Consider the following 23772-nt stretch of genomic DNA (forward strand, 5'->3'; position numbering starts at 1 on the left):
TTCCATGCCGCTTTCCGTCGCCGTTCAGATGGACCCCATCGAGACGATCAACCCTTTGGGTGATTCCAGCTTTGCCCTGATGCTCGAAGCACAGGCGCGCGGGCACTCGCTCTCCTACTACACGCCCGACACGCTGGCCCAGCGCGGCAATACCGTGACCGCCCGCGTCCACAAGATCAGCGTTGATGACAAGGAAAAGGGTCTGCACTTCGCGCTGGAGGACTGGCAGAAGACCGACCTGCGCGATTTCGACGTGGTTCTGCTGCGGCAGGACCCGCCGTTTGACATGAATTACATCACCACCACCCACATGCTGGAGCGCATCCACCCCGAAACCCTCGTGGTCAATCATCCGGCGGAGGTGCGCAACGCGCCGGAAAAGATTCTGGTGATGAGCTTTCCCGAGCTGATGCCGGAAACCCTCATTACCCGTGATGAGCGCGAAATCCGTGATTTCCGAGCCGAGTTCGGCGATATCATCGTCAAACCCTTGTTCGGCAATGGCGGCGCGGGGGTGTTCCGCATCCGCCCCGACGATGAAAATCTTGGCGCACTTCTGGAAATGTTTGACGCCAGCTTCCGCGAACCGTTCATGGTGCAGCGCTATGTGCCGCAGGTCCGCAAGGGCGATAAGCGGATCATCCTTGTCGATGGGGTGCCGGCGGCAGGACTGAACCGGGTGCCAGCCGAAGGCGAAGTGCGCTCCAACATGCATGTGGGCGGACGGCCTGAACTCTCGGAGCTGACCAGGCGCGAGCACGAAATCTGTGAAGCGATCGGGCCGGAACTGCGCAAGCGCGACCTGATCTTTGTCGGCATCGACGTGATCGGGGATTACCTCACGGAGATCAACGTCACCTCCCCGACCGGCATCCGCGAGGTCAAGCGGTTCGGCGGGCCCGATATCGCCGTGATGATCTGGGACGCGATCGAAAAGCGCCGCTAGCCCTACGCCGTCTCAAGAGCATTTCCCCGTTCCTTTGACCGGGGAAATGCTCTAACGCCCTGCATTGTCGCGCATCCGTACCGGAAAGCCGGTTCCACTTTTCGCGGAAACGCTCTAGGCTGGCCTGATTCACGTGGAACAGCGCGGTTTGGGGCGGGATGTCATCGAGTTTTTTCGTGGCTTTCGCCACGTTTTTCGCCACCGTCGGGGTGGCCGATATTGCCTTCATCTTCGCCGGGCTGACCCGCAGCTACACGCCGCGCCAGCGTTTTGTCGCGGCCACCCGTGGGGTGCTGATCGCCACCGGTATCCTGTTGTTCTTCTCGTTTGTCGGCAATGTGATACTCGACGTGTTCGGGATCACGCTTCCAGCCCTGCGGGTCGCCGGCGGCATTCTCTTGCTGTTGATCGCCATCGATATGGTCTTTGCCCGCCACACCGGCGGCACCGGCACGACCACCGAGGAAGAAGCGGAGGGCATGACCCGCGAAGATATTTCGGTATTTCCCCTCGCCATGCCGCTGTTGGCCGGGGCGGGATCGATTTCAGCGGTGGTGCTGTTTACCACCGGGGCGCGGACGGACCTTGAATTCTGGATGGTGGTGGCGGCGCTGGTCGTAACGATGCTAGTCGCCTGGCTGACGCTTCTGGTCGCCATTCCTATCCAGCGCCTTCTCGGACTGACCGGCATGTCGGTGGTCAGCCGGGTGGTCGGCATCCTGCTCACCGCCCTCGCCGTTCAGTTCGTCTTCGATGGCGTGCGCGACAGCGGCCTGCTCGGCTAACCTTTAACCCTTGTTTTGTCACATTTCGCTTGCGGGTCTTTGGGTCGCAACCGGAAAACGCTCTATTTCAGCGGTGCGCAGCGCCCTTGCGACGCGAGCCGCGAATAGGTGCGCGGATCGCATCCGGTGATGAAAAACTGGATCCAGTCGCTTTCAGATCCGAACCAGGCGTTGCGGTCCACTTCGGTGCGGATGCCCGGCACGGTGCCGGTCTGGGTGTACTGCCAGAAGGCGAAGGGCCTGTTCGTGAAGCGCTCATGGGGCTGGGCGGCGACCGAGCGCAGCCACATGGGGTTGTCGAGCGGTACGCCTTCAAGCACGTCGCGATGGAAATTGATGTCGGTATAGATCACCGGCACCTTGCCCGTATGGGCTTCCATCCCGGCCAGCAAGACCCGGACCTTTTCAAGAACCTCGTCGCGCGACAGGTTGTGCTTGCACGATGAGCCATTATTCCATTCGAGATCGAGCACCGGTGGCAGCGCATCGGGTTCGGCCGGAACATTGGCCGCAAACCACGCAACCTGCTCAGAGGCCGGGCGGCACCAGTAAACGAAGTGATAGGCCCCGCGCGGCACACCTGCAGCCCGCGCCTGGTTCCAGTTGGTGCGGAAGTTGGGGTCGAGGTAATCGCCGCCGTCGGTGGCCTTGATATAGGCGAACCGGGTGCCCGACTGCGCCACCGCCCGCCAGTCGATCGTGCCCTGATGGCGCGAGACGTCGATGCCGTGGATCGGAAGGGAATGAGCGCGGGCTACCCCGGGATGGGGTTTGTTGTCGCCCTTGGTGGGATAATAGTTATGGCCGCAGGCTGCCAGTGCCCCGATCACAGCGATTCCCACCGCAAGCGGCAGCAATGACCGCGCGCGCGCCGAAAGGCGGGCGAGAACGGAAGGGCGGGACGCGGGCGCAGACGGCATGGACGAGAAATTCCGACAATTTGATTGAAATCCAACACAAATTGTCTCGCCCATTTCTCCTTAACACGGCCCTCACAAGGCTGGTTAACATGGGGTAAAAACGGCATATTGTGACCGTAATGCCCCATAGTGCAGGCTCCCAATTCCCGCGCTCAGGCCGCCAGCACCCGCGCCCGGGAAATCACCGCCTGGGTTGAATACGGCTTGGCGATGAATCCGTCGCCCGGCCGGTCCTGAAGCGTCGTTCGGCCGGAGGTGACCAGCACCGGGATATGCGGCCAGCGCTGCTTGATCCGGCGGGCCAGATCGAGGCCGTTGAGGGGGCCAGCGAGTTCGATATCGGTGAACACCAGGCCTATCGATTGGCGGCTTTCGAGCAGATCGAGGGCCTGTTCGGCATCGGGAACCTCGATCACCGCAAACCCGGCATCCACCATGGCAAGGGCAATGTCGAGGCGCACCAGAGGCTCGTCTTCGACCACCAGAACCAGCGGCCCGTTCGTGTGCGTGTCCATGTCTGTGACTCCACAATTTCAGACGAAACAGCACAAAACGGACCCCGGCCTTTCGGTCGTGCCCTCCCGTCTGCTGATCGCCTGGTACTGCTCAGACCCGTGACGGGCTGACTGTTTGTCGTTAAATGCGGGCGGCAGCACAGCGGTTCCAAACCGTGAGGCAACTGATCGTGAACATCATCATTGCCGATGTTCCGCAAACGTTCTTGTCGGGGGTTGGCTTTCCTGCTAGCGTCACGGGGTTTTCGATCCATGCGCGCGAGGGGACGGCATGGCTACGCGGATTACCACTGTGGCCTTTCAGGGCATCGAGGCGGTGCCGGTCGATGTGCAGGTGCAGGTCTCGCCCGGGCTGCCGCGCTTCAATATTGTCGGCCTGCCCGACAAGGCGGTGGGCGAAAGCCGCGAACGGGTGCGCGCCGCGCTGATTGCCTCGGGGCTGGCGCTGCCGGTCAAGCACATCACCATCAATCTGGCCCCCGCCGACCTGCCCAAGGAAGGCAGCCATTACGATCTTCCCATCGCGCTGGGGCTGATGGCCGCGATGGGCGCCATTCCCGGCGATATGCTTGAGCGCTTCATGGTTCTGGGCGAGCTGGCCCTCGATGGCCGGGTCTCCGCCGTGACCGGGGTTTTGCCTGCTGCGATTGCCGCCAATGCGCGCGGCCTGGGGATCATCTGTCCGGCCTCGTGTGGCTCGGAAGCGGCCTGGGCCGGTGAGGGTATCGATATCATCGCGGTCGATTCCCTTTTTGCGCTGGTCAATCATCTTTCCGGTCGCCAGATTGCCGCCCGTCCCGTCCCGGCGCGCGCCCTTTCCAACGAAACCGGCCCCGATCTTTCCGATTTGCGCGGGCAGAGCGTGGCCCGGCGGGCGCTGGAAGTGGCGGCGGCGGGAGGTCACAATCTGCTGCTGGTCGGTCCGCCGGGGGCAGGAAAATCCATGCTGGCCCAACGCCTGCCCTCGATCCTGCCGCCGCTGGAGCCGCGCGAACTGCTCGATGTCTCGATGATCGCCTCGATTGCCGGTGAACTCAAAGGCGGGCTGCTGTCCGATCGGCGTCCCTTCCGCGCCCCGCACCATTCCGCCTCCATGGCGGCGCTGGTGGGTGGTGGATTGCGGGTGCGCCCCGGCGAGGTGTCCCTCGCCCATAATGGCGTGCTGTTTCTCGATGAACTGCCCGAATTCCAGCCCCAGGCACTCGATAGTCTGCGACAGCCGCTCGAAAGCGGCGAAACGATGATTGCCCGCGCCAATGCAAGGGTGACCTATCCGGCCCGGTTCCAGCTTGTCGCTGCCATGAACCCGTGCAAATGCGGGCTGGCCGGCACGCCGGGCCACACTTGCCGCCGGGGCGACAAATGCGCTGCTGATTATCAGGGACGGGTTTCGGGGCCATTTCTCGATCGGATCGACATCCGCATCGACGTTCCCGCGGTATCGGCCGCTGATATGATCGGTTCGGCGCCGGGCGAAGCCAGCAGGGTGGTTGCCGAACGGGTGGCGCGGGCGCGGAACGCCCAGCGCGCACGGTACGCGGCCCTCGATCTGCCGGACATCTATACCAACGCTGCCGCGCCCCCCAACCTGATCGACCAGATCGTTGCGCCGGACGCGGAAAGTCAGGACCTTCTGTTAAAGGCCGCCGAGGCTTTCCGGCTGTCGGCGCGGGCGTATCACCGGGTGCTCAAGGTGGCGCGCACGCTCGCCGACCTGGCGGGTGCTGACGCTGTCAGCCGGCCCCATATCGCAGAAGCGTTGAGCTATCGCATCAATATGGAGCACGCCTGAGCGGGACCCACAGGATCAGGCCAGCCCGCGGTCCTTGGTCGCCATGAAGACCAGTTCGGGGAAATCCTTGGCGCAACGGTCGATTTCCCATTGGCTGGGCGCCAGAAATACCGGGTCGCCATAGCGATCTTCGGCGATATTGAGCCGGTGCAGGGCGGCAAATTTTTCGAACTGGGCCTGGTCATTGACCTTCACCCAGCGCGCAGTGATGTATTGCGCGGGCTCGATGCGGATCGGTACGCCATATTCAGCGGAGGCGCGGCTGGTGAGGACGTCGAGTTGGAGAGGACCCACGGCGCCGACATAATAGCCCGAGCCCAGCGTGGGCTTGAACACCTGCACCACGCCCTCTTCGGCGAGGTCCGAGAGCGCTTTGGCCAGCTGCTTGGTTTTCGAGGCATCGGACAAATGCACCCGGCGCAGGATTTCAGGGGCAAAGTTGGGAATGCCCGTCACGGTCACGTCGGGGCCTTCCGAAAGGGTGTCGCCAACGCTGAGCGTGCCGTGATTGGGGATGCCCACCACATCGCCTGCCACCGCCTCGTCGGCCAATTCCCGCTCCTGGGCGAAAAAGAACATCGGATTGGCAACCTTGAGGTCTTTGCCGGTGCGCACGTTTTTCAGGCGCATCCCGCGCCGCAGTGCCCCCGAGGCGACCCGGACGAACGCCACGCGGTCGCGGTGATTGGGGTCCATATTGGCCTGCACCTTGAAGACAAATCCGGTGCAGTGCGGATCGGACGGATCGACCGGCTCGGGCCGGGCCGGCTGGATGCGCGGCGCTGGCGCAAAGCGGCACACCGCTTCGAGCAATTGCCGTACGCCGATCGATTTGAGCGCCGAGCCGAAATAGACTGGCGTGAGGTGACCCGCGTCATAGGCCGAGCGCTCGAAGGGCGGCAGCGTCTCGCGCGCCAGTTCCAGCCCTTCCAGCGCCGTCGAGATCATCCGGTTCTGGGTGCCGGCAAATCGTGCAGCCACCGCCTCGACGCCCGGCGCGTCCGCTTCCGGCGTGCCGTCGGGGCTGATAAACCGGCCATGTTCGAGATCGATCAACCCGGAAAAATCCCCGCCCGCCGCGACCGGCCACATCATCGGAGCGGTATCGAGGGCGAGAGTCTCCATGATTTCGTCGAGGATTTCGAGCGTGTCGCGGGCTTCGCGGTCGATCTTGTTGACGAAGGTGATGATCGGGATATCGCGCAGGCGGCACACTTCGAACAGCTTCCGGGTCTGCTCTTCGATCCCCTTTGCGGCGTCGATCACCATGATCGCCGAGTCGACGGCGGTCAGCGTACGGTAGGTATCCTCGGAAAAGTCAGCGTGACCGGGTGTATCGAGCAGATTGAGCGTCAGCCCGTCATGCTCGAAGGTCATGACCGACGAAGATATGGAAATGCCGCGCTTTTGTTCGATTTCCATCCAGTCAGAGCGGGTGCGCCGACGTTCGCCGCGCTCCTTGACTTCGCCCGCCAGGTGGATAGCGCCGGAATTGAGCAGCAGCTTTTCGGTCAGCGTGGTCTTGCCCGCGTCAGGGTGGGCAATAATCGCGAAAGTTCGGCGGCTTTTATAGCCGGTGGGGGCGACGCTCACGGGGATTTCTCCGGAAATTGCTGCAGTTGGCCCGACAAGGGCGCTAAAAGGCCTGCCTATACCAAATCGGCACGGCTAAAAAGCCCCACAATAGCGCTTGCCGCAAGGCTTCGGTTAATTTAGCAAGTTAAGGCTTGGTTAAGGGTCTTTCAATGTCTGATTCTGCCTCCGGCTGGGCCGCCATCGTGTCCCGCCGCTATCTCGGCGCGACCGTCACCCTGTGTCTGGGGGTGGCGTTGCTTGCCTTCAACGGCTTTTTGGTCTCCACGGCCATGCCTACGGCGGTGGTTGAGCTTGACGGTGTTGAGCTATTGTCGTGGGCAACCACCGTGTTCCTGGTCTTCGCCATCATGGGCGGCGCCGGGGCGGCGCTGCTCAAGGCGCGCCTCGGGGCACGGACGGCGCTGATTGCCGCGGCGTCGGTGTTTCTGGTCGGCTCGCTTCTTGCGGCAATTGCCGGATCGATGCCCGAATTGCTGTTCGGGCGGGCGTTGCAAGGGCTGGGGGAAGGCATTGTCGCGGCCATTTGCTATGCGCTGATCCCGGAATTGTTCCCCTCGGTGCTGGTGCCGAAAGTCTTCGGCGCAGAATCGGTCGTTTGGGCCTTGGCTGCATTTGGTGGGCCGGTGCTCTCGGGTGTTCTGACCGAGACCCTCTCGTGGCGGGCCGCATTTGCGGTCAATCTGCCGTTGGGCGCCATTTTCATGGCGCTGGTGCTGTTCATCGTCCCGGTAGGCCAGCGCGACAGTGCACCGGGGCCGCTGCCCATCGTGCGGCTGTTGCTGATCGGCGGGGCGATCATGGCGGTCTCTTTGGGTGGTGTGCTCAATTCCGCTTGGTTGGCTGGCGTCTGTCTCGTTTCTGCGGCGGTCACGCTGGTCGCTGTTATCCGACGCGACGAGGCCGCCGCGACGCCGCTATTTCCCACCCAGGCTTTTCGGCTGAGCGATACGGTGGGCGCAGGGCTATGGGTGATCCTCTTGATGCCGCTGGCCCAGGCCGGCTCTGCCGTGTTCCTCGTCTATGGGCTCCAGAACATCTTTGGCTATGGCGCAACCCTGGCCGGGCTGGTGGGCGCCTTGATGTCGGTCGCCTGGAGCACCATCGCCATCGGCGTGGCCGGCGTTCCCGCTCGCATCCGTCCCCGGCTCATTCGTCTCGGCCCGGTGTTGCTGGTGGCCGGGCTGGCCCTGCTCGCACTTGCCATTGGCCTGTCCAACATGGCGCTGGTGCTGGTCTCGCAGGTGCTGATCGGCGCCGCCTATGGGACCTCCTGGGCCTATACCAGCCAGACGATCATGGAAGCGGCCCGGCCCGGCGAACGCGACAGGGCTTCGGCGCTGCTGCCCACCATCCAGTCTGCGGGCTATGGCATCGGGGCCGCCCTAGCCGGGCTGATCGCCAACGGGGTGGGGATCGGCGCGGCCACCACACCGGCAGCGCTGTCTGCGGTACTGGTGGTCACCTTCGGCCTGTGCGCGGCACTCTCGGTGCCGGCGATCTTTGCAGCGATCACGATGACACGCCGCTCCGCCCAACGATTCACGTGAAGCATCATCCTAATTGCTTCACGTGAATCACGCGGCTGGACGTCGCGCGAAGGTGACGGCGAGCATGGCCGCATCCCGGAACATATGGTCGAGCGCTCTAAGCGGTAGCGGATGATTGTGATCTGTTTGCTAAGCGTAAAGAATTGACAATCGAAACAGAAAGCGCAAGAAAAGACTATATTACAGCGCGTTAAGTTGTGAAGTCCGGTAAACGGATTGGCCGGATTTGTAAGTTTCGTAAAACTTCTCGGCGGAGGGCGGCGACGATGCGTGCGGATTTACAGATTGGCGGGCGCATCCGGCGTTTGCGGCGTCAGCGGGGGCTGAGTCAGGCAAAGCTCGCCGAAGCGCTGGGCATTTCCGGGTCGTATCTCAACCTCATCGAGCACAACCGGCGGCGGATCACCGTCGATCTGCTGTTTCGGGTCGCGGGCCAGTTCGGGGTTGAGCCGGGCGAGTTGGCCGAAAGCGATGATACCCGCCTCTCGGGCGATCTGATGGAAATGTTCGGCGATGAAGTGTTCGCCGATGCGGATCTCACCAATGCCGATGTGCGCGATCTTGCCAGTCACAACCCGGCTGTGGGCCGCGCCGTACTCAAGCTGTTCGACCGGTTGCGCCAGTTGCAGGGGCCAGGCGCGGCCCAACCGCGCGATGTGTCTTCGGGGCACAATGTGGTGACCGAAGCGGTGTCCGATTATTTGCAGGAAAGCGGCAATTATTTTGGCCTGCTTGAAGAGGCGGCCGAGCGGGTGCGCCGGGACGTCGGCGGCGGGCCGGATGGATTTGAAGAAGGGCTCAAGACCTACCTGTTCAACGTGTTCGGCATCGAAACCCGCCTTGCTTCCCTGCCCGATGGCGTGGTGCGCCGTATCGAGGATGGCGGGCGCGTGTTGTCGATTGCCGATACACTCGAACCGGAATCCGGGTTGTTTGCCGTGGCCCAGCATGTGGCGCTGCTTAGCGCCCAGACCGAGATCATGACGCTGATCGAAAACAGCGATCTGCCCCAGCCCGACGCGGTGCCGCTGGCCCGCTCGGTGCTTGCCTCCTATATCGCGGCAGCGCTGGTAATGCCCTATGAAGCGTTTTTCATAGCCTGTCGCGATACCCGCTATGATATCGAGCGGCTGGCCCGCCGCTTCCGGGCCAGTTTCGAGCAGGTCTGCCACCGCATGACCACCCTGCAACGGCCCGGAATGAGCGGCATTCCGCTCCATCTCGTGCGCACCGACATCGCCGGCAATATCTCCAAGCGGTTTTCGCTTTCGGGTATCCATATTCCGCGCCACTCGGGGGCGTGTCCGCGCTGGAACATTTACGGGGCGTTTCTCAATCCCGGCCAGATCAATATCCAGCTTTCCCAGATGCCCGATGGGCAGCGCTATTTCTGCATCGCCAAGGCCGTGACCAAGGGCGGCCACGCCCACCACGCGCCGCGCCGGCATCTGTCCATCGGGCTGGGCTGCCACGTCTCCCACGCCGCGGGGATGATCTACGCTGATGGCGTGGATTTGTCGGCTCCGGCTGGGGCGGTGCCCATCGGCGTTGGGTGCCGCATTTGCCCGAGGCGCGAATGCGGCCAGCGGGCCCACCCGTCCGCCGACCATCGCTTTGTCATCGATGACGGCCAGAGGATGGAAAATCTTTATATGGTGCGCACCCCTTGAGAACCGCGCCCTGGTCTTGCGGGGCGGCAAGAGGCGTGGTTCCATGGGGTGGTTTCGGCGCGCCGCGCTTTTCCGGCCTGCGCGCCCGCCACACTCGCCTTTCATGGATCAGGTCGCTGATCCCTGTCCCGTTCACCCGCACAAAGGAGTTGTATCATGGAAATTCTCTACACCGCCCACGCCACCGCCAGTGGCGGCGGCCGCGAGGATGGCCAGTCGCGCACCGATGACGGCAAGGTCGATGTCCAGCTCTCGACGCCAAAAGAGATGGGTGGTTCGGGAGGGGCAGGCACCAACCCCGAACAACTCTTTGCCACGGGCTATTCCGCCTGTTTTCTTGGGGCCATGCATTTTGCCGCCGGCAAGGCCAAGGCAAAGCTGCCACAAGGCACCACCGTGAAAGCCGATGTCGGCTTCGGCCAGCGCGATGATGGTGAAGGGTTCGGGATCAAGGTCACGCTGACGGCCACCGCGCCGGGCATGGACCGCGAACAGCTGCGCGACCTGATGAACCGCGCCCATATCGTGTGCCCCTATTCGCACGCGACCAAAGGCAATATCGAAGTGACCCTCAAGCAGGGCGATTAGAGCGTTTCCAGAACAAGGCGACGCCATTTGTTCGGTTCAAAAGCGTACCGAAGGCATCTCGCAGACGGACGGATTCACGTGAAACCCGTCCGTCATTGGCGTGTCAGACGAACCGGTTGATCAGGTTTTCGAGATATTCCTGCCGCCCCGACCGCGGCTGCGGGTCGAGACCCTCCCGCTCCACCCGCGCGGCGATCTCGTCGAGGGATCGTTCGCCATTTAGCATGGCCTGCGCCTCGGGCGTTTTCCATCCGGCATAGCGGTCGTCGATATAGGCGTCATATGTCCCGTCCTCGATGATGGCCGCAGCCGCCTTGAGCCCCCGCGCGCAAACATCCATCGCGCCGATATGGCCATGGAGCAGATCGATCGGGTCGATCGATTGCCGACGCAGTTTGGCGTCGAAATTGGTGCCGCCGGTCGCAAATCCGCCCGCCTTGAGGATATGGTAATAGGCTAGCGCCACTTCGGGAACCGAGTTGGGGAACTGGTCGGTGTCCCAGCCTGATTGGTAGTCGTTGCGGTTCATGTCGATGGAGCCGAAAATACCCAGCGCGGCGGCGGTGGCCACTTCATGCTCGAAGGTATGCCCGGCCAAAATAGCGTGGCCGACCTCGATATTGACCTTCACCTCATCCTCCAGCCCGTAGCGCTTGAGAAAGCCGTAAACCGTCGCCACGTCGAAATCATACTGGTGTTTGGTGGGCTCCTGCGGCTTGGGCTCGACCAGGATCGCCCCCTTGAAGCCGATCTTGTGCTTGTAATCGACCACCATGGACAGCATCCGCCCCATTTGGTCGAGTTCCTGGCTCATATGGGTGTTGAGCAGGGTCTCATAGCCCTCGCGCCCACCCCAGAGCACATAGTTCTCGCCGCCCAGCCGGTGGGTCACGTCCATATTGGCTTTGATCGTCGCGGCGGCATAGGCAAACACGTCCGGGTCGGGATTGGTCGCCGCCCCCGCCATGAAACGGCGGTTGGAAAACAGGTTCGCCGTGCCCCAGAGTAATTTTACGCCGGTCTGCGCGATCTTTTGCTCAAAAATATCGGTAATGGCTTCGAGCCGCCGTTTGCTTTGGCTAAAGCTCTCCCCCTCGGGGCGGACATCGGCGTCGTGAAAGCAGAAATAGGGCACGCCCAGCAGCGAAAACATCTCGAATGCCACGTCCGCCTTGTGCTGTGCCGCTTCCATGCCGCCCTCGAACCAGGGCCGCTCGAACGTGCGCCCGCCAAACGGATCGCCGCCCTCCCAGGCAAACGAATGCCAATAGGCGATGGCAAAGCGCAGATGGTCCTCCATGCGTTTGCCCAGCACAATTTCGTCGCGGTTGTAATGGCGGAACGCCAGGGGGGTGTCGCTGTCCGGCCCTTCATAGGCGATTTTGCCCTGGCCGTTGAAAAAGTCGCTCATTGTGCGCGGGCCTCCTCGATACCCGGATACAAGGCGCGATAGCGCCGGTATCGGCTGTCATAAGCGGACGCAAGGTCCGCTCGCGGTGCGATGGTCTTTCTGATTTTCGGCTTGGTGCACACGGCTTTGGGGTCAGCGCGGGTGGCGGCGATCAGGCCCAGCCGTGCCGCACCGAACGCCCCGCCAAAATCGCCATCCTCGGGCACGTCGATTTCCATGCCCAGATTGGTGGCGATCATCTCAAGCCAAAGATCGGACTTGCTGCCCCCGCCCACGGCGATCAGCGACCCGATTTCGGTCCCCGACGCCAGCAGGGCCTCTTGGCAGTCGCGCACCGCAAACGCCACCCCCTCCATCACCGCCCGAGCCATGGAGGTCGCGTCGGAAACATGAGACAGCCCGACCAGCGAGCCGCGTGCGCTGGGATTGTTGTAAGGGGTGCGCTCGCCGGAAAGATACGGCAGAAAGATTTCCTCCCCCGGTCCTGAAAACGTATCGTCGACCGACAGTGCCAGCGTGGTTGCGTCCTGCCCCACCAGTTTCGCCAGCCAGTTGAGGCTATCGGTGGCGGACAATATCACCCCCATCTGATGCCAGGTTTTCGGAATCGCGTGGCAGAAGGCGTGTACCGCCCCCTCGGTATTGGGCGAAAACGTGTCATTGGAGACAAACAGCACCCCCGAGGTGCCCAGCGAAACGAACCCTGTGCCGGGCGCGATCGCGCCGATGCCGCAGGCCGAAGCCGCATTGTCGCCCGCACCGCCCGCCACAACGGGCGCTTCCCTGATCTCCCAGCGTTTGCATAAAGCCCCGGACAGATGGCCTGACGGTTCGGTCCCCTCCACCAGCGCCGGCATCTGTTCGGTGGTTAGCCCGGTCACCGCCAACAGATCGTCCGACCAGCCGCGATATTCGACGTCGAGCCACAACGTGCCCGAGGCGTCCGACATATCCGACACATAGGTGCCGGTGAGCAGAAAACGCACATAGTCCTTGGGCAGCAGCACCTTGGCGATCCGCGCGTAGTGCTCTGGCTCATGTTTTTTGAGCCAGAGGATTTTCGGTGCGGTAAACCCTGCCATGGCGATATTGCCGGCAATCTGGCGCAGGCTGGGCAGCGCCTCTTCCATCTCGGCGCATTCGGCGGCAGCGCGGCCATCGTTCCACAGGATCGCCGGCCGGATTACGCGATTGTCGTGGTCGAGCAGCGTTGCCCCGTGCATCTGTCCGGAAAGCCCGATGCCCCTGATGGCGCTCACCGCATCCGGGCGGGCGGCCTTCAGCCTGTCGACGGCCAGCAGCACCGCCTGCCACCAATCGGCTGGATCCTGCTCGGCATAGCCCGGACGCGGACGCGAAATCGCCAGCGGCGCGCTCGCTTCCCCCAGTGTGGCTCCTTCTCCATCGATCAGCACGGCTTTTACGCCCGACGTTCCGATATCGAGTCCCAGATACGTCATGCGCTGTTCCACCTGGCGATTTGAGTGACGTACCTCAAAATACTCCTCATTCATCCCTCCCTTGCAAATTCCGCTGTCCGGGCAGCCTTCCTCAGCTCAATGATGGGTCATTTTTAGCGCAGATTGTCGCGCAGAAAAACCTTGATCCCGATCGAAGCCCTGGGGGGCGCGGCATCCGGGCCGAGCACCAGCCGCCGCGCCGTCGCGCACACGGCGTGAATTTCATCCTCGGGGCTCTGGTCGAGAACCAGATCAATGCTTCCCGCAGACAATCCCGCTCTTGTGGGGCCGGTGAGTTCATGGGCGATCACCCGCAGCGTTCCCGCACGCCCAATCTCGGACAGCGCCATCAGCATTCCGGCATTGCCGGCCCCCACATTGTAAAGGCCCGCCAGTTCGGGATGCTTGGCCAAAAGGCTCCGCGTCGCCTCAAGGGTGGGGGCAAAGGCGTCCTGCCCCTCCACCGGCCCGGCGATCGCGATGGCGGGAAATTCCTCTTTCATCACCGCCCGAAAGCCTTCGATCCGCTCCGCGTGGTCGATCAACTCGCGCGATCCGGCCACCAGCCCGACCGTGCCGCCCTGGGGCAGGAACCGCCCCATCAGGGAAGCTGCGGTGCGCCCGGCCGCAATATTGTCGATACCGACAAACTCATGGCGCGCCGAGTTGGGCAGGTCCGACACCAGCGTGATGATCTTGATCCCCCGCGATGCTGCCCGCGCCACCGCCGCATGCACTTCGGGCTTGTCGATGGCAACGATGGCGGCGCAATCGTAATGGTCGGGCCCGGTAGCATCGAGCGCTTCGGCCAGCGCTTTGGTGTCGAGCGCTCGCACCCGGACCAGATCGAGCCGCATGCGTTCGGCGCGCATCTGCCGTCCCACGGTCTCCACCGCCTCGGCGAGCTTGCCGAAAAACTGATTGGTGCCCTGCGGCACAATCACCCGCACGCCGATATCGCGCGCCCGCGCCAGCATGGACGCTGTAAGATCGCGCCGGAACCCGATCCGGGCAATCGCTGCCTCGACCTTTTGCGCTGTTGCCGGCCTCACCCCCGGTCGCCCGTTGAGCACCCGGTCGATGGTTGCCAGCGAGACCCCCGCCGCCCGCGCCAGATCATGCACCGTGACACGTCCGCCTGATTCCATACCCACCCTCCCTGACGTACGTAACTCATCTCGCGCCCAGATGCGCACGTCAAGGGATCTGGTCGTCCGGCGTCTTACCGCCGCAATTCCCACAGGTCCGGAACTCCGGTACAAAGGGCCCATGATCGATCCCGCTCCCCACATTTCTGGCGCTCCCCTAACCGCCCCCCTGGCGCGTTTAGGTCCGTTCGAGGTGCGGCTGGCAGAGACGGACGCGGAGCGTCGCGCAGCGTTTCGTCTGCGCTACGAGGTGTTTCACCGTGAAGGGGGCATCGACGCGCCCTCGATGGTCCACGCGGAACACATCGAATCCGATCGGTTCGACCCGTTTTGCGACCACATCATCGTGATCGATACCAGAGCGCGTACGCCCGGGGATGTCCCGGCGGTGGTCGGCACCTATCGCGCCATGCGCGCTCCCGCTCCGGGGCTTGGCTGGACGTCTGATGCTGAGTTCGACCTTTCAGGACTGTTTGTCAGGCATCCTCAAATGCGGTTTTGCGAAGTGGGGCGTTCGTGCGTTGCCCCGTCCTACCGCTCCATGCGCACCATTGAGGCCTTGTGGTGCGGCCTCTGGGCCTATGCCTGCCAGTTTCGCATCGATGCCTATTTCGGCACCGCGAGCTTTCCGGGCACCGATCCGGCGGCCCATAGGCTGGCCCTCGACTATCTCTACCACACAGCCCGTGCGCCAGAGGCGTGGGCGGCTCCGGCAAGGGGCGGCTATGCGCTGGGCAGAAATGAAGGCGTTCCCGCGGACCGCCATACCGCCTTGCGCGCCATGCCGCCTTTGGTGCGCGGCTATTTACGGGTCAATGCGGTGTTCGGCGAGCGGGCCTTTGTCGATCCCGGGTTCGGCACCACCGATGTGTTCGTTCTGGTCCGCTTTGCCACCGCGCCTGCCGCCTATCGCCGCCGTGTTGAACGGGTGACGGGCCTGCGCCATCCTGCCTTGCGATGACCGGTTGGAATCGCAGCGCTTTTGTCCTAGCGTGCGCCTTCGTTTTCAGCGCTCCAGAGCCAGATTCAGTATTCGATGTCCCAGACCGAGTCCCAGGCCGACTCCGTGCCGCCCGCCTCCTCGGCCATGACGCCCATGATGGCCCAGTATTTCGAGATCAAGGGAGTCAATCCCGGCTATCTGCTGTTCTATCGCATGGGCGATTTTTACGAACTGTTCTTTGACGATGCCGAGATCGCCGCTGCGGCTCTGGGGATCACCCTCACCAAGCGCGGCAAGCATCTGGGCACGGATGTGCCCATGTGCGGGGTGCCGGTCCACGCCGCCCAGGATTATCTCAAGCGCCTGATTGGCCTGGGCCACAAGGTGGCGGTCTGTGAGCAGATCGAGGACCCCGCCGAAGCGCGCAAGCGCGGATCGAAATCAGTTGTGCGGCGTGATGTGGTGCGCCTCGTCACGCCCGGCACCCTCACCGAAGAGGATCTGCTTCCGGCCCGGGGTAACAATTTTCTGCTCGCGCTGGCCCGGTTGGGGGCGGATGGCGATGGTTACGCCCTTGCCTGGGCTGATATTTCTACTGGCGAGCTGTTTGCCGCCGATGTCGAGCGCGCTGCGTTGGCTGATGAACTCGCCCGCATCGATCCCGCTGAACTGATCCTGTCCGATCGCGTGGCCGACGATTTGGCCGTAACCCGCATTCTGGCTGCCGACAGACTGGCTGCCGCGACCCGCCTCCCGCACGAAACGTTCGAGTCCGAAGCGGGCGCAACGCGCTTGCGGCAGGTGTTTGCGGGCGCTGTCGATCCAACAGCGTTTTCGCGCACGGCGCGGGCGGCGCTCGGAGGGCTGATTGCCTATGTTGCCGAGACCCAGAAGGGCGCGGGAGTCTCCCTGCGCCCGCCACGGCATCAGGCTGCTGACGAGCACATGCAGATCGACGCGGCCACGCGCTCGTCGCTCGAATTGCTGACTACCCAGCGCGGAGAAATCAGAGGCGCGTTGAGAGCGACGGTCGATCTGACTGTCACCGGGGCGGGAGCGCGCCTGTTTGCCGCGCGCCTTGCCGCGCCGCTCAATGATCCGGCCCGCATCAACGCCCGGCTCGATGCCATTGAAATTCTGATCAGCGCGTCGATGGAAACCGACGCTATCCGCAAACGTCTGCGTGCCGCGCCCGATATCGCCCGGGCGCTCACCCGGCTGACGCTCGAACGCGGCGGCCCGCGCGATCTTGCCGCCATCGGCAGCGGTATCGCCCAGGCGCAGGCGCTGGCCGCCATGCTGGCCGATTTCCCCGATCGCGGCGATGATCTCGACGCGATAGCCAGCCAGCTTGCCCAGGCACCACAAGCCCTTGCCGATGAACTGGCCCGCGCCCTGGTGGACGAGCCGCCGCTTCTGGCGCGCGACGGTGGCTTTGTCGCGCCCTCTTTTGACCCCGAGCTTGATACCCAGCGCCGCTTGGGGTCGGAAAGCCGCCAGGTGGTGGCCGAATTGCAGGCCGAACTGGTCGAGCGCACCGGCGTGAGGGCGCTCAAGATTCGGCACAACAACGTGTTGGGCTTTTTCGTCGAGGTGCCCGCAACCCACGGTGCGCGGCTGATGGAGGATGCCGATTTCATCCACCGCCAGACCCTCGCCAACGCCATGCGGTTCACCACCACCCAATTGGCCGAACTCGAAGGCCGTATCGCCCGGGCACAGGAAATTGCCGTCGAGATCGAACGCAACATCTTTGCAACCCTGCGCGATTTGGTATTGGCCCAGACCCAAACCCTCGTTGCCGTCGCCGACGCCATGGCGGCGCTCGATGTGGCGACGGCTTTGGCTAATGTTGCCGCCCAGCGCAACTGGTGTCGCCCGCGCATCGACGATTCGCTCGCCTTTGCCATTGAAGGCGGTCGCCACCCGGTGGTGGAACAGACGCTGCAAGCCGAAGGACGCAGCTTTGTCGCCAATGATTGCGATCTTTCCGCACCCGGTGTCGATGATGGCGGCCAGCTCTGGCTGGTCACCGGCCCCAATATGGGGGGTAAATCGACCTTTCTGCGCCAGAATGCACTGATTGCCATTCTCGCCCAGATGGGGTCATTCGTTCCGGCTACCTCCGCCCATATCGGCGTCGTCGATCGGGTGTTTTCCCGGGTGGGCGCGTCCGACGATATCGCGCAGGGACGCTCGACCTTCATGGTCGAAATGGTCGAAACTGCTGCGATCCTCAATCGGGCCACCCGCAGTTCTCTGGTCATTCTCGATGAGATCGGGCGCGGCACTGCCACCTTTGACGGGCTCTCGATTGCCTGGGCCTGCGTCGAAACCCTGCACGAAACAACCTTGTGCCGCGCCATTTTCGCGACCCATTATCATGAGCTCACCGCGCTCTCGGCGTCGCTCTCGCGCATGTCCAACCGCACCATGAGCGTTCGCGAATACCGGGGCGATGTGGTGTTTTTGCACGAAGTCGTGCCTGGCGCTGCCGATCGGTCCTATGGCATTCAGGTGGCCCGGCTGGCCGGGCTGCCCGACCCGGTGATCGCCCGGGCCAGGCAGGTGCTTGATCTGCTCGAAGAGCGCGGCCAGTCCGGTCCGCGCAATGCGCTGGCCGATCTGCCGCTGTTTGCCCATGCGCCCGCGCCTGCCGTGCTCTCGTCTCAACCGGATGCTAACCCGGTCGACGTAATGGTTGCAGCGGTGCGCCCGGACGATCTGAGCCCGCGCGCCGCGCTTGAATGGATTTATGAGCTTAAAAAGGCTGCCAATGCCGACGGCGACATCTGACCCGACCGCGCGCAAACGAGCGGGGCTTATCGATGCCCTTGCCCTTTTGGCACGGGTGCGCGAAGCGATCGGTGAGAACGCCCCCGACAGCCCGGCGGCCCGCGCGATTTTGCTCGCCGCATTGCGCACGGCTCTGCGCGAGGCGCGCACCGCGGCCGAGGCAGACCTGATCGCAACCCGTAAAGGCACACGCTGCGCCAAAACCCTTTCGAATGCTCAGGACGAACTGATCCGCGCCATTCATCTGTGGGCGACGCAATATGTCTTTGTGCGCCCGACAGCCGGTGAAGCCGAATCCTTTGCCCTTGCCGCCGTGGGCGGCTATGGGCGCGGCACCCTCGCCCCGGGATCCGATATCGATCTGTTGTTCATCCTCCCCAGTGGTCAGACCCCGTGGAGCGAAAGCGTCACCGAATATATCCTCTATATGCTGTGGGATTTGGGCCAGAAGGTCGGCCATGCGGTCCGCTCGGTCGAGGATTCCATCCGCATGGCCCGCTCGGACATGACGGTGCGTACCGCTACCCTTGAAAGCCGGTTTCTGGCCGGCGACCAGAGCCTGTTTTCCCTGATGCGCGATCGCTTCGAGACTGAGATCGTCGCCGATACCGGGCCAGAATTCATCGCAGCAAAGATGGCCGAGCGCGACGCGCGCCACGATGCCCAGGGCAATACCCGGTATGTGGTCGAGCCCAACGTCAAGGATGGCAAGGGCGGCTTGCGCGATCTCAATACCCTCTACTGGATCGGCAAGTATTTCTATCGTGTGCGCACCCCGGCCGAACTGATCGCCAAAGGCGTATTTTCAAGTTCGGAATACCGCACCTTCCAGCGCTCGGAGGATTTTCTGTGGGCCGTGCGGTGTAACCTGCACTTCCTGCTCGGGCGCTCCGATGATCGTCTGGCCTTCGACAGCCAGCAGGAAATGGCCCGGCGCATGGGATATGATGACCGGGCAGGCCTGCTCGGCGTTGAGCGCTTCATGAAGCGCTATTTTCTTGTCGCCAAGGATGTGGGTGATCTCACCCGTATTTTCTGCACCTCGCTGGAATTTGCCCACGCCAAGACGGTGAGTGCCTTTGGGCGCGTGCTGCCCGCGTTTCGAAAGGCCCGTCGCCCGATCCGCGGCGAGCCCGATTTCGTGCTCGAACACGGTCGGCTGACCGTTGCGTCCGAGGATGTGTTTGCCGCCGACCCGGTCAACATCATCAAGATCTTCTGGGTGGCGGGGCGCGAGGGCGTGATGTTTCATCCCGAAGCGCTCAAGCTGCTCACCCGCTCCATGCGGCTGATCGATGCCAGATTGCGGGCCGATCCACGCGCCAATACCTATTTTCTTGAAATCCTCACCAATGCCCCCTCGGTGGAGCGCGTTCTGCGCCGCATGAACGAATCGGGGGTTCTGGGACGCTTTGTTCCGGAATTCGGCAAGATTGTCGCCCTGATGCAGTTCAACATGTATCACCACTACACCGTCGATGAGCACCTGATCCGGGCGGTGGGCGTGATGGCCGAAATCGCCAGCGGCGGGTTGGTCGAGGAACTGCCCCTCACCCATGAATTGCTGCCCCACCTGTCGGATGTGCGCCTGCTCTATGTGGCGCTGTTTCTCCATGACATCGCCAAGGGCCGCCCCGAGGACCACTCGAAAGCCGCCGAGACCATCGCGCGCAAATTCTGCGCCCGCCTGGGGCTGTCGGCGGCCGAAACCGACACCGTCGCCTGGCTGGTGCGCCATCATCTGCTGATGAGCGAAATCGCCCAGAGCCGTGATATTCAGGACCCCGAAACCGCGCGATCATTCGCCCAGATCGTCCAGAGCCCGCAACGGCTGGCGCTGCTGATGATCCTCACCGCCTGCGATATCCGCGCGGTGGGGCCGGGGGTGTGGACCGGCTGGAAGGGCTCTTTGTTGCGCGCTCTCTACTACGCCACCGAACCACTGCTGTCCGGCGGTCACTCCCAGGTGTCCCAGCATGACCGGGTCATCGCGGCCCAGAACGCCCTGCGCGCTGGCCTCTCCGATTGGCCCCCGGCCCGCATCGATACCTATATCGAGCGCCATTTCACCAATTACTGGCTGCGCGCCGAGCCCGAATTGCAACTCGCGCATGCCCATATGATCGAGGCGGCGCAGACCAGAGACTCGGCCTTTGCCCGCTCGATCGCCATCCGGGCGTTCGAGGGGATCACCGAAATCACTTTCTACACGCCCGATCACCCGCGCCTTCTGTCGCTGATCGCTGGCGCCTGTACCATGGCCGACGCCTCGATCATCGGCGCGCAGATTTTCAACACACGGGACGGACACGCCCTCGATACGTTCCGCCTGCGCCGGGCCTTTACCGCCGATGAGGATGAACGCATCCGCGCCTCCCGCATCACCGACACGGTGCGCGGCCTGCTCGAAGGCACCATCGTCCTGCCCGCCGATCTGGGCGCGGAGTCGCGGCACAACCGGCGCATCAAGCCCTTTTCGGTGCCCACCGAAATCATCATTTCCAACGCGCTGTCGACCAAGTTTACCGTCATCGAGATTTCCGGTCTCGACCGCACCGGCCTGCTCTATCACCTCACCCGCGCCCTGTCCGATCTCAACCTCACCATCGGTTCGGCCCATATCGGCACCTATGGGGAAAAGGCAGTCGACGTCTTTTACGTCACCGATCTGATGGGCGGAAAAATCACCTCCAAAGCGCGCCAGACCCGCATCCGCGAGGCCCTCGAAGCCGTCTTCGCCCCCGCGCGCCGCGAAAAGGTCTCGGCGTGAGCGCCCCCCACACTCTCATGGGCAATCCGCAAGCTCAGGACACCCCTCATCCGACCGCTTCGCGGCCACCTTCTCCCTCAAGGGGAGAAGGGACGACCGAGGCAAGCCTCCTGCCAAGGCACCTTTCTTCCCTTCTCCCCTTGAGGGAGAAGGTGGGCTTTCGCGAAGCGAAAGGTCGGATGAGGGGTGCGCCGAGGCTGCCCCTTACGCTTTCGCTTGCTCTTAGGTCGCCTCTTTCATGAGCCTTTTCCGCAATACGCTCTCGGTGGGCGGTCTCACGCTGATCTCGCGCATTTTCGGCTTTGTCCGCGATGCGCTGATCGCTGCCGTGCTCGGCATCGGCCCGGCAGCCGATGCGTTTCAGGCGGCGTTCCGGTTTCCCAACCTGTTCCGGCGCCTGTTTGCCGAAGGGGCCTTCAACACCGCCTTTGTGCCCATGTTCTCGGGAGCGCTCGAAACCAGCGGGCCTGACGAGGCGCTGAAACTAGCCGGGCGGATCATGAGCTGGCTGGTCGCGGCCGTCGTGCTCGTCACCATCCTTGCCGAGATTTTCATGGAGCCGCTGATGGCGGTGTTCGTCCCCGGCTTCGTGGACGATCCGGAAAAATTCGCGCTCACCGTGTTTCTCTCGCGCATCATGTTTCCCTACCTGGCCTGCATGAGCCTGATGGCGGCCTATGGGGCGATCCTCAACTCGCTGGGAAAATTTGTTGCCGCTGCCTTTGCGCCGGTGCTGCTCAATCTGGTCAACATCGCCGTTCTGGTCCCGCTGGCCATCTGGACGCTTGAGAACCCCGCCGATATCGCCGTCTGGCTCGGGGTGGCGGCGATGGCAGGCGGCGTGGCGCAACTGGCGCTGGTGTTTGTTGCCATCCGCCGCGCGGGGTTCCTGCCTGCGATCGGCTGGCCCCGCTACACGGCTGACGTGCGCCGCTTCTGGCTGTTGGCCCTGCCGGCCATTGCCGCCGGCGGCATCGTCCAGATCAACGTGTTCGTGGGCACCGTGATCGCGTCGCAGGCCGACCGCGCCATCGCTATCATCGCCAATGCCGACAGGCTGTATCAATTGCCGCTGGGCATCATCGGCATTGCCATCGGCACCGTGCTCTTGCCCGAACTCTCCCGGCACCTGTCGGCAGGGCGGGACAGTGAGGCGCGCGCCAGTCAGAGCCAGGCGATCGTGCTGTCGATGATCCTCACGCTTCCCGCCGCCGCGGCGCTGATGGCGATCGGCGAGCCGATCGTGCGGGTGCTGTTCGAGCGCGGGGCTTTTGACGCTGAAGCGACAATTGCGGTGGCCGCAACCCTCACCGGCTTTGCCACCGGCCTTCCGGCCTTTGTTCTGGTCCGCGTGCTCCAGCCGGGCTTTTTCTCGCGCCGGGATACCCGCACACCGACGCTGCTGGCTCTGTTGTCCATGCTGGTCAACGTCGCCGTGTCGCTGGCGCTGTTCCCCTCCCTCCAGCATGTAGGCATCGCGCTGGCCACCTCGGTCGCGGCCTGGGTCAATGTGCTGCTGCTCGGCGTGCTTTTGGTGCGGCGCGGCCATTTCCGCCCCACGCAAGCCGAGGTGGCAACGCTGGCCGGGATCATCGCGGTCGCCGCCGCCATGGGGGGCGGGCTCTACGGCGTCGCCCTCTGGGCTGCGCCCATTTTTGCCGCCGGGTTTTTCTTTCCGCTCCAGGCGCTGGCGCTGTTTGCGCTGTGCGGTCTGGGGGCGGCGTTTTATTTTGCCCTGCTCCATGTCACGCGCATCCAACCCCTCGGTCCCCTGCTCGCCCGCTTGCGGCGGCGGGGCTGACGGGTTAGACCGCAATTTCCCAATCGCCAGCGTCAAAGACTTTCAGCCATGCCTGTCAATAACCGCGTCTTCTCCGGCATCCAGCCTTCGGGCGATCTGCATCTGGGCAATTATCTCGGCGCCATCCGCCGTTTCGTGCCGTTGCAGCAGACCCATGAGTGCATCTATTGCGTGGTCGACATGCACGCCATCACCGTCTGGCAGGATCCCGACGAGCTGCGCCGCGCCACCCGTGAGGTGGCCGCGGCCTTCATCGCGGCAGGCATCGACCCCAAGGCCCACATCGTCTTCAACCAGTCGCAGGTGATGCAGCACGCCGAGCTGGCCTGGGTGTTCAACTGCGTCGCCCGCATCGGCTGGATGAACCGCATGACCCAGTTCAAGGACAAGGCGGGCAAAAATTCCGAGAATGTGTCGCTCGGGCTGCTGGCCTATCCCTCGCTGATGGCCGCCGATATCTTGCTCTATAAGGCCGGCTCGGTGCCGGTCGGCGATGACCAGAAACAGCACCTCGAACTCACCCGCGACATCGCGCAAAAGTTCAACAATGACTACGCCGCCTCGATTGCCGCCAATGGTCTCGATCCCGAATATTTCCCCATCACCGAGCCGCTGATCGCCGGCCCGGCGACGCGGATCATGAGCCTGCGCGATGGCACCAAAAAGATGAGCAAGTCCGATCCGTCCGACGCCTCGCGCATTTCCCTGCTCGACACCGCCGACGCCATCGCTAAAAAGATCCGCCGCGCCACCACCGATCCCGAGCCGCTCCCCGATAACGAGGCCGATCTCAAGGGCCGCCCCGAAGCCGACAATCTCGTCGGCATCTATGCGGCCCTGTCCGATCGCAGCAAGGCCGAGGTGCTCACCGAATATGCCGGGGCTGGCTGGGGCACCTTCAAGCCGGCGCTCGCCGATCTCGCGGTTGCGGTTCTTGAGCCCATTTCGACCCGGATGCGTGACTTGCTCGACGAGCCCGACACCATCGACGCCCATCTGCGCGATGGTGCCGAACGGGCCCGGACGATCGCTGAAAAGACCATGTTCGAGGTGCGCGATATCGTTGGGTTCATCCGCTGAGCCG

General features: G+C 63.4%; 17 protein-coding genes. 11 read left to right on the top strand and 6 right to left on the bottom strand.

Translation table 11 applies throughout. The features are described 5' to 3' along the window. Positions 1 to 4: 4 nt before the first annotated feature. A complete protein-coding gene (gshB, locus tag VNS12_RS09105) occupies positions 5 to 946 on the top strand; it encodes a glutathione synthase (RefSeq protein ID WP_325487505.1) in 942 nt (313 codons plus the stop codon). Between the two features lie 176 nt (positions 947 to 1122). After that, positions 1123 to 1731 carry a MarC family protein gene (locus VNS12_RS09110; RefSeq protein ID WP_325487506.1) on the top strand — a complete coding sequence of 203 codons (609 nt, stop codon included), beginning with the start codon at positions 1123 to 1125 and terminating at the stop codon, positions 1729 to 1731. Positions 1732 to 1793: 62 nt separating this feature from the next. On the opposite strand, the gene VNS12_RS09115 is transcribed toward VNS12_RS09110, so the two are convergent. Together VNS12_RS09115 and VNS12_RS09120 are read right to left on the bottom strand one after the other, a co-directional pair. Then, positions 1794 to 2651, bottom strand: a complete 858-nt coding sequence (locus VNS12_RS09115; RefSeq protein WP_325487507.1) for a glycoside hydrolase family 25 protein — start codon at positions 2649 to 2651, stop codon at positions 1794 to 1796. Between the two features lie 152 nt (positions 2652 to 2803). Continuing rightward, positions 2804 to 3166: a response regulator gene (locus VNS12_RS09120; protein WP_325487508.1), complete on the bottom strand. Its 363-nt coding sequence runs from the start codon at positions 3164 to 3166 to the stop codon at positions 2804 to 2806. A 271-nt stretch (positions 3167 to 3437) separates the two neighbouring features. Here VNS12_RS09120 and VNS12_RS09125 point away from each other — a divergent pair, with 271 nt between their 5' ends. After that, a complete protein-coding gene (locus VNS12_RS09125; protein WP_325487509.1) occupies positions 3438 to 4958 on the top strand; it encodes a YifB family Mg chelatase-like AAA ATPase in 1521 nt (506 codons plus the stop codon). Positions 4959 to 4973: 15 nt separating this feature from the next. Here the strand turns inward: VNS12_RS09125 and VNS12_RS09130 are convergent, their stop codons facing one another. After that, positions 4974 to 6551 (bottom strand): peptide chain release factor 3, encoded by a 1578-nt coding sequence (locus tag VNS12_RS09130; protein ID WP_325487510.1) that lies wholly within the window; start codon positions 6549 to 6551, stop codon positions 4974 to 4976. 152 nt (positions 6552 to 6703) lie between these two features. Here VNS12_RS09130 and VNS12_RS09135 point away from each other — a divergent pair, with 152 nt between their 5' ends. From VNS12_RS09135 to VNS12_RS09145, 3 genes are all read left to right on the top strand, one after another. Further along, complete coding sequence (locus VNS12_RS09135; RefSeq protein ID WP_325487511.1) at positions 6704 to 8101, top strand: MFS transporter; 1398 nt, start codon at positions 6704 to 6706, stop codon at positions 8099 to 8101. 266 nt (positions 8102 to 8367) lie between these two features. Further along, positions 8368 to 9771 carry a helix-turn-helix domain-containing protein gene (locus VNS12_RS09140; RefSeq protein ID WP_325487512.1) on the top strand — a complete coding sequence of 468 codons (1404 nt, stop codon included), beginning with the start codon at positions 8368 to 8370 and terminating at the stop codon, positions 9769 to 9771. A gap of 156 nt (positions 9772 to 9927) precedes the next feature. Continuing rightward, positions 9928 to 10359, top strand: coding sequence for an organic hydroperoxide resistance protein (locus VNS12_RS09145; RefSeq protein ID WP_325487513.1), 432 nt, complete (start codon positions 9928 to 9930; stop codon positions 10357 to 10359). A 103-nt stretch (positions 10360 to 10462) separates the two neighbouring features. On the opposite strand, the gene xylA is transcribed toward VNS12_RS09145, so the two are convergent. The 3 genes from xylA to VNS12_RS09160 all read right to left on the bottom strand — a co-directional run bounded on the left by xylA (position 10463) and on the right by VNS12_RS09160 (position 14378). Further along, a complete protein-coding gene (xylA, locus tag VNS12_RS09150; protein WP_325487514.1) occupies positions 10463 to 11770 on the bottom strand; it encodes a xylose isomerase in 1308 nt (435 codons plus the stop codon). Beyond that, positions 11767 to 13230 (bottom strand): xylulokinase, encoded by a 1464-nt coding sequence (gene xylB / locus VNS12_RS09155; RefSeq protein WP_325487515.1) that lies wholly within the window; start codon positions 13228 to 13230, stop codon positions 11767 to 11769. The genes xylA and xylB overlap by 4 nt, the downstream gene beginning before the upstream one ends. 113 nt (positions 13231 to 13343) lie before the next feature. After that, entirely contained in the window at positions 13344 to 14378 is a 1035-nt protein-coding gene (locus VNS12_RS09160) for a LacI family DNA-binding transcriptional regulator (protein WP_325487516.1), read from the bottom strand. A gap of 121 nt (positions 14379 to 14499) precedes the next feature. Here VNS12_RS09160 and VNS12_RS09165 point away from each other — a divergent pair, with 121 nt between their 5' ends. The 5 genes from VNS12_RS09165 to trpS all read left to right on the top strand — a co-directional run bounded on the left by VNS12_RS09165 (position 14500) and on the right by trpS (position 23768). Further along, positions 14500 to 15339, top strand: coding sequence for a GNAT family N-acetyltransferase (locus VNS12_RS09165; protein WP_325487517.1), 840 nt, complete (start codon positions 14500 to 14502; stop codon positions 15337 to 15339). A 75-nt stretch (positions 15340 to 15414) separates the two neighbouring features. Continuing rightward, positions 15415 to 18117 carry a DNA mismatch repair protein MutS gene (mutS, locus tag VNS12_RS09170; RefSeq protein ID WP_325487518.1) on the top strand — a complete coding sequence of 901 codons (2703 nt, stop codon included), beginning with the start codon at positions 15415 to 15417 and terminating at the stop codon, positions 18115 to 18117. Beyond that, positions 18098 to 20887, top strand: a complete 2790-nt coding sequence (locus VNS12_RS09175; protein WP_325487519.1) for a [protein-PII] uridylyltransferase — start codon at positions 18098 to 18100, stop codon at positions 20885 to 20887. Before mutS ends, VNS12_RS09175 begins: the two co-directional genes overlap by 20 nt. 238 nt (positions 20888 to 21125) lie before the next feature. Beyond that, complete coding sequence (murJ, locus tag VNS12_RS09180; RefSeq protein WP_325487520.1) at positions 21126 to 22688, top strand: murein biosynthesis integral membrane protein MurJ; 1563 nt, start codon at positions 21126 to 21128, stop codon at positions 22686 to 22688. Between the two features lie 48 nt (positions 22689 to 22736). Next, a complete protein-coding gene (trpS, locus tag VNS12_RS09185; RefSeq protein WP_325487521.1) occupies positions 22737 to 23768 on the top strand; it encodes a tryptophan--tRNA ligase in 1032 nt (343 codons plus the stop codon). The last annotated feature ends 4 nt before the right edge of the window (positions 23769 to 23772 follow it).

The organism is Pelagibacterium sp., from assembly GCF_035555455.1.
In the GTDB taxonomy this organism is placed as follows: Bacteria; Pseudomonadota; Alphaproteobacteria; order Rhizobiales; family Devosiaceae; genus Pelagibacterium.